Genomic DNA, 6,188 nt, shown 5'->3' on the forward strand with positions numbered 1-6,188 from the left:
GCTAATACTTTCTCGCCGAGTTTAATCGCGGCTCTAGTCGCTCCTGCTCTAATGTCTCCGCTCATTGGCCGACCATCAGTTTGCCAAATTAGGGGACAAGGAAGGGGGGAAACTATGTTATAGAGTGTCCGTAGGTAGTCGATTAAACCTTCTCCGTCGGGGCAGCTAATGGCGATCAGTTGGAGTTGGGAGATATGGGGGGATATGCTAGACCAGAGCCGCGCAAAGTCTTTTTCTCTCCCTATTTGAGTGTGAATTTCTATTGCGTCTGCACCGGCTTGCAACACTAAAGGCGCGATCGCAGCGGGTGCAGATACGTAAGAACGAGTGAAAATTAGCTGGCTGGGGCAAATCGGGAGACATCGACCGCAACCATAGCAGCGCTGGTCAAGAACGCCTGAGAAGTCCGCGCCACTATCTTCAAAGACAATGGCAACGGCCGGACAAACTTTTTCACAGGGCCGCCAGCAATCCGTGGGACAATGAGCTGGGTTGAATTCGGCTTTGCGAAAATGCGGGTCTTCGCCATCGTTTAAGCTCACCATTAGCAGGGGTAAACCTTGAAACCCAAAATTTCGGGTGCGGGCCTCGGTTCCTAGATAGGAGGACACTTGTAGGGCCGATCGCGCCGCTGCGATCGCGGCGGGGTCTGCGGCCACGTCGATACAGTCAGCGCCCGCTAGGGTGTAAGCCAAGGTTAGATTCCGAACCGCAGGCAAATGTTGGTAACTGGCTCCGCAAATCAATTTGAACCAGTGGCCGTCTTGCAGTGAATTTAGAGGATGGTAGCGATCTATCACCCTTATATGCTAATGCTTTGTGCAAAAATTTGGGAGAACTGTAGCAACTAAAGTTGTTAATTTAGTATTGCCGTAGTGCTAATGTCCCGCCGCTGTTGGGCGCAGTTAAGGATACCGCGCCCGACGGCGGCGTTACATTTCCCGGCAAACCAAGCGTAAGTGGTCTGCAACTTCTTGGTTGATACCTAATTTACGGTTTCTACGATCTTAGTTTGTACTTGCAGCCAGACGATAAAAGTAGTTCCTTTTTTGATATCATTCTTTCTAATTCCCACAGGCAACCACTCTGGTTTGACGGGGGAAAATGCTTGTATTTCACCTTGCATTTGCTGTACTAAATTTTGAGCGATCGCTAAACCCAATCCCGTACCGGGAATCTCTGTATGTGCCTTTTCTCCCCGGTAGTGCCGCTCAAACAAATGCTCTAAATCCTGTGGTGGAATCCCCGAACCACTATCACTAATTCCAATGCCAACTAAGGGCGAATTAGCTATAGATAATTTGGGGTTTTGATTATTTCTGTCTTCTACTTTGACTTTAATATAAATCTGTTTTCCAGCCTGAGTATATTTCAAGGCATTATCAAGTAAATTACTCAAAACTTCTCGCAAGGCTTTGGCGTTAGCTTGCACCAGTGGTAAATTATTGGGAATCTCTGCTTGTAGTTTTAAGTGGCGTTCATCTGCGATCGCACGAGCTGACTCTAACAGGGGATTTAAAACTTCGGCAACGGAACAAGGCTCCGAAAAATTAGCCGCAGGTAGTAGCTCAACAGCGGGAAACTGGGAAATTTCAACCAGGCGAGAGTTTTGAATCTCTTCGCTTTTGCTTGTTGGCTCCAACTGGTTCGGTAGTATCAAATTTTTCTCGCCGATGTCAACATTGCGATCGATCTGTTGTAGCAACTCCGAAAGGCGATCGCTCTCGCGAACGATGCTGACAGCTACTTGTCGATTTTTGTCCTCTACCAATAACCGTTTCATCAACAGCTTACCAAATGTTCGCAAGGCTGTCAGCGGACTTTTGAACTGGTGTAGCAAATTGTGCATCGTATCGTACTGCTGAAGCTGAAGCTGCTGCTGTTTGCCCGCTTGCTGCTGCATCCACTGCGATCGTTGATCTAAAACGCAGGCGATCGCTAAACTATGAGCAATTCGCTGCATCTGAGCTTCTTCCCGTTCATTCCAAGATCTGTCTTTCCGACCGCTGACAAGCAAGCCCATCATCACCCCTTCGTGTAGCAAAGGCAGCACAATTTGAGGCTGCTGCCAATCATTCTCCTGACGTTCCTCTCGCTCAGAGTTACAGTCAACACCTTCAAGGTAATCTGGGGCGATCGCAGGTATCGCTGGTAGTTTCTTTACAGGAATTTCTGGAGAGAGCAACCGGGGAGTCGGGTTAACCGCCTCCATTTCTTGTTGCGACCACAGCGTCCAACCCTCATTTTCTTCCCACTCCACAGATGTTTCAGGGTAAGCCACGATTGGAATTAGCTTCGCCGCACCCTCTGAAGCCAATTCTTCTGTCAAGTAGACTACACTAAAGGTAGCCCCCAAACTGGCGATTAACCCTACCTGCGATCGGCAAAGGGTGACAAATTCAGAACTGGCGGGCATTAACATGAGGGCAGCATTAAGATATCTAACAAAAATTATAAGTATGTAACAGCTCAGAGGCCATAGGTAACAAGTTAGAGATTTTCTCCTCTGATTTTCTCAGCCATCGCTGACCTAAAATCAGGAGTAGAGGTAGCCTCTAAAAACTGAAAGGCTTGGATTGTCTGGGGTGGGGTCGGAAAAATCTGTACAATTCCCTTTTTTGTGCTTTGTAACAATATTAAAATTGTATCGATATATTAAAAAAAGTTGAAGTTTGGAGCCAGAAAGGATATAATTCCCTCGGATTTGGTAGCTATAACTACACCCGTCTGTTCACAGAGGAGGTAAAGAAATTGGCCAGGAGACGCAAGCGCAAAAGCCGCCGCAGACAAGAAGGACGCCGTATTCTTGAGTGTGTGCCTCAATATAGCATCGAAAGCGGCGAAGATAAACCAGTAACGGCAGCGCGCAAATTCATCCATGCTGAGGGGATCGTCCCTCCAGCCTTGCTGTTGGTCAAGAGAAACGAGCATACCACAGATAGATACTTCTGGGCTGAAAAGGGTCTTTTCGGAGCGCAATACGTCGAAGAGAACCATTTCCTATTCCCCAGTTTAAAAATGATGATGGAAGCCGCTCTAGAAAAAACTGCTGTGGGGGTAACGGGTCGCGCTTAGCTGAGATCGAAGGATTAGCTGCAACCTTAAACCTTTGTCTGGGGGTAGGGGATCTCTTATTGGTTCATTGAGTGCCCACTGAGTTTCAAGCGAACATTCCTGTAGGGAATAGTATCAGGAGCGTTCGCGAGTTTAACAGTTGGCACTCACAATATCATAAATCCTCTTACCACTGAGAGGAGATGGTAACTTTTACATTAATTAACCATTGGCTTGCATAGTCTGAGCAGTCTCTACCAGCAAAGGAAATATTCCAACATCAAGCTGTTTAATCCGCCGCCTTCAAGCCTAGAGCTTTTTGCATAGCGGCTAATTCGTCGCGGTGAGCTCTGACGGTAATTAAACTCTGAGTTTGGTTCCCTTCCAGAGTTAATCCTTCGAGTTTAAGCGAGACTTGTTCAGAGCGTCCAGCTTTTTTCCAGTAAAATATTCCCGCTAGGGGCGATACCAGCACCAACAGCAGGAAAATTCCCCCTCTAGCAGGAACTAACATCGATAAGACCAAGCCCAGGCAAAGCATCCCTACGGCACTCAACATCGTTAAAAAAATAGCCAGGAACCAACTAGGGCGAACCAAGCCTTCAAAAGTAACTTGATGGCTAGGATCATCTACGGCGGCGACCCGGTAAGATCTTTGCGAAAAATATGCTTTCAACTCACTTGCCAGAACATCTTCAGCTTGCTCAGACACGAGTTTAACTTGTTCTGTTCGGTCTTTAACTGAAGCCTTGATGAAGAAAAACAAACCTACAGCCAACAGCAGCGTCAGCAAAAATGTTGAGGAAAGAACGGCAGTATTCATCTCGGAGGAGCGCTTTTAATGGAAATAGTCTCCTCCTACTTTACATAAATTTAGCGGTTTAGCTTGCGCGATCGCCAAGGAGCAGATCGCGCAAGTAGGTCAAATAATGGCCTATAGGGTTGTGCATCAAACGTAAGAGGGCACTAACCCATTTGGCCAGATTCTAAGTTCCGGTGTCGGTGTTGAGACAGACCATTCCCCTGACCTGTATACTCGTGCCAAAGCCGAGCGAGGTCTTGAGATTGATGCCGCCATTCCGGGAAGATTTGATACATCCGCCGGGGGCGTCCGCGCCCTTCTACTTTTTTCCAGTAACCTGCGATTACCCCTTCATCTTCAAGGAATTTAAGAGCGCTGTAGAGAACTGTGTCAGAAAGTCGGTAGATTGGGAATTCCCTTTCTAGTTGCCCGATCAGCTCAGTTCCGTAAGAATCTCCGTGCAATAAGACGGAGAGAATATAGCACACTGCTAGTTCCTTGTTGAGATACACAGGGGGAGGGTCTTGAAAAAATTGATAGATATTCTCAAATTTCATTTGACTAGCCCTGTAACTATCCCCTCCAATCTATCGCGCCCAACAGAAGGAATTACTAACATCTTAGGTTTAACGGCTTAACCAATGTGGGAAATAACGTAATTTCCTCGCTCAAAGTCAGAAAATCTATATCTAAGGGTGTAAGCGTTTCCTCGAATCTGCGATGTGGGCAGAAATTGTAGAGGCTATTGACACTCGACCTAGTTTAGAGGTACAGGGATCGGTGGCTGAGCATTAGCGAGCGCGGCACTGAATTAACCCTTGCGATCGCTGTGGGAATATTTAGGCAATGTCTCCTAGTCTGTTAGAGATTAATAATGCGATCGCCAAGCCTCAAGTAGTATGTCAGATGGATATCTAAGTTTATTAAGTTAGATTTAATTCTTGGAGAGCAGGTAAAAAGTTTTTATTTTCATGACTAGGACGCGAAAGTTTTATCAAAGCAAACCGTTGTAGTGGAGTTAGCAAAGCCCATTTCTCAACAGTTAGTTGAACACCTATTTCTTGGGCTTTTTCCTGAACTGTGTCGGGTATATTTGCAGCATCCATCCAAGCTGGATTGGGCTCTACTACTAAATCGGTGGCGGGGCTATTCGTATACTTAATAATCAGCTTTTGTAGTCCTTCTCGGTAAACTTGAATGTCCTCTGGCTCGCTGCAATTTCTTTCTACTAACCCTTGACGTTCCTCTGGACTAAATTGATTCCAGTGAGACAATTTTAATTTAATTCCGCAAGTATCAAGCTTGTAGCGTACTACCATAGGAATGCAGCGTAGGTTTGTTACAAATTCATCTTCAAATCGAAAGTAATCAGCCATAGTTAATTGTTGTTTTTGATTTATTAGAGCGCTCGCTTATGATTTTTTTTAGTAAAGTAAGGTATTTTGACAGCCCTTGTTTGAAAAATTTTCAATTCCACCTATTCATCTCGATTGGTTGTTTGCCGAATTATCAAGTAACTAATTGAAAGAGCAAAAATTGCGATTGCTAAACCAATCAAATCTAAGGCTGTTTTCTTTTCCAAATCTAGAATAATAATTTTTCGAGCTACCGCTATCAAAGAAGTAACAATAACCAATTCTACATGAACAACGTGCTTTTTGAGATAAGCTGTGATATTTTCTAATATTTCTAGAGCAATTAACACATTTAAAAATAATCCAAATACTACAAACAATTTATCTTTTAAGATATTATCGCTTTGAGTTAGCAGCTCTCGACTCAGATAAATTACTAAGTCAAAAACAGAGCCAACAATCACCACCATCATCACTAAAGATAGGAATTTAGAAATTATTGCCTCTAGAGTTTCGATGATGTGGAGAAAGTTTTCATCTTTGCTATAGTAGATAACTGCCTGGAATAATTTCTTAAAATTCATATTTAATCACTAAGAATGCCCCTGTATGTATCAAGGTGTCAAGACGATAAAGCTGAATAAAACGATCTTCAGCTTAAAGTTTATTACCATATAATGAAGTCGTTGTCAAGGTAGAGCAGGATAAGGATGTTTAAGTTTAATATCAAACAAAACAAAGCCCCTGTCTGAGTATCAGAAAGAGGCATTGTAGATTAAGATCCCTGGCATCGAGCTATTTTCCCAGGCAGTGACCCACCAAGTATCTTCGCCACCGCAGCGTTTAACATCCGAGTTCGGGATGGAATCGGTGTGGTTCCACCGCGTCATAAACACCAGGAAAAGCTGTAAGGGTATAAGAGCCCTGAAGACTGCAAAGAAACAAGTCATCATCAAATCAAAGTCAGAGGTCAAGCC

At 44.6% G+C, this 6,188-nt stretch carries 7 protein-coding genes and 1 rRNA gene; 1 reads left to right on the forward strand and 7 read right to left on the reverse strand.

Annotated elements, in window-relative coordinates; genetic code table 11:
• Both ldpA and PN499_RS22645 read right to left on the reverse strand, forming a co-directional pair.
• The coding region (ldpA, locus tag PN499_RS22640; RefSeq protein WP_272034854.1) for a circadian clock protein LdpA at positions 1 to 800 on the reverse strand (800 nt) is incomplete at its 3' end.
• A 185-nt stretch (positions 801 to 985) separates the two neighbouring features.
• Complete coding sequence (locus PN499_RS22645) at positions 986 to 2,416, reverse strand: GAF domain-containing sensor histidine kinase (protein WP_465249971.1); 1,431 nt, start codon at positions 2,414 to 2,416, stop codon at positions 986 to 988.
• Positions 2,417 to 2,751: 335 nt separating this feature from the next.
• Between PN499_RS22645 and PN499_RS22650 the strand changes: the two genes are divergently transcribed.
• Positions 2,752 to 3,075, forward strand: a complete 324-nt coding sequence (locus tag PN499_RS22650; RefSeq protein ID WP_007353086.1) for a DUF3155 domain-containing protein — start codon at positions 2,752 to 2,754, stop codon at positions 3,073 to 3,075.
• A 268-nt stretch (positions 3,076 to 3,343) separates the two neighbouring features.
• On the opposite strand, the gene PN499_RS22655 is transcribed toward PN499_RS22650, so the two are convergent.
• The 5 genes from PN499_RS22655 to rrf form a co-directional block, all read right to left on the reverse strand.
• Positions 3,344 to 3,877 carry a cofactor assembly of complex C subunit B gene (locus PN499_RS22655; RefSeq protein ID WP_272034858.1) on the reverse strand — a complete coding sequence of 178 codons (534 nt, stop codon included), beginning with the start codon at positions 3,875 to 3,877 and terminating at the stop codon, positions 3,344 to 3,346.
• 143 nt (positions 3,878 to 4,020) lie between these two features.
• Positions 4,021 to 4,413: a PadR family transcriptional regulator gene (locus PN499_RS22660; RefSeq protein ID WP_007353084.1), complete on the reverse strand. Its 393-nt coding sequence runs from the start codon at positions 4,411 to 4,413 to the stop codon at positions 4,021 to 4,023.
• Between the two features lie 366 nt (positions 4,414 to 4,779).
• Entirely contained in the window at positions 4,780 to 5,232 is a 453-nt protein-coding gene (locus PN499_RS22665) for a nitrate reductase associated protein (RefSeq protein WP_272034861.1), read from the reverse strand.
• Positions 5,233 to 5,333: 101 nt separating this feature from the next.
• Positions 5,334 to 5,795 (reverse strand): phosphate-starvation-inducible PsiE family protein, encoded by a 462-nt coding sequence (locus tag PN499_RS22670; RefSeq protein ID WP_272034863.1) that lies wholly within the window; start codon positions 5,793 to 5,795, stop codon positions 5,334 to 5,336.
• Between the two features lie 198 nt (positions 5,796 to 5,993).
• A 5S ribosomal RNA gene (gene rrf, locus PN499_RS22675) occupies positions 5,994 to 6,111 on the reverse strand.
• Between the last annotated feature and the right edge of the window lie 77 nt (positions 6,112 to 6,188).

This window comes from Kamptonema animale CS-326, from assembly GCF_028330895.1.
Classification (GTDB): Bacteria; Cyanobacteriota; Cyanobacteriia; order Cyanobacteriales; family Microcoleaceae; genus Kamptonema; species Kamptonema formosum.

Coding starts and splice junctions, on each gene's coding strand:
- PN499_RS22670 (WP_272034863.1), bottom strand. CDS start 5,795: ATGAATTTTAAGAAATTATTCCAGGCAGTTATCTACTATAGCAAAGAT.
- PN499_RS22665 (WP_272034861.1), bottom strand. CDS start 5,232: ATGGCTGATTACTTTCGATTTGAAGATGAATTTGTAACAAACCTACGC.
- PN499_RS22660 (WP_007353084.1), bottom strand. CDS start 4,413: ATGAAATTTGAGAATATCTATCAATTTTTTCAAGACCCTCCCCCTGTG.
- PN499_RS22655 (WP_272034858.1), bottom strand. CDS start 3,877: ATGAATACTGCCGTTCTTTCCTCAACATTTTTGCTGACGCTGCTGTTG.
- PN499_RS22645 (WP_465249971.1), bottom strand. CDS start 2,416: ATGCCCGCCAGTTCTGAATTTGTCACCCTTTGCCGATCGCAGGTAGGG.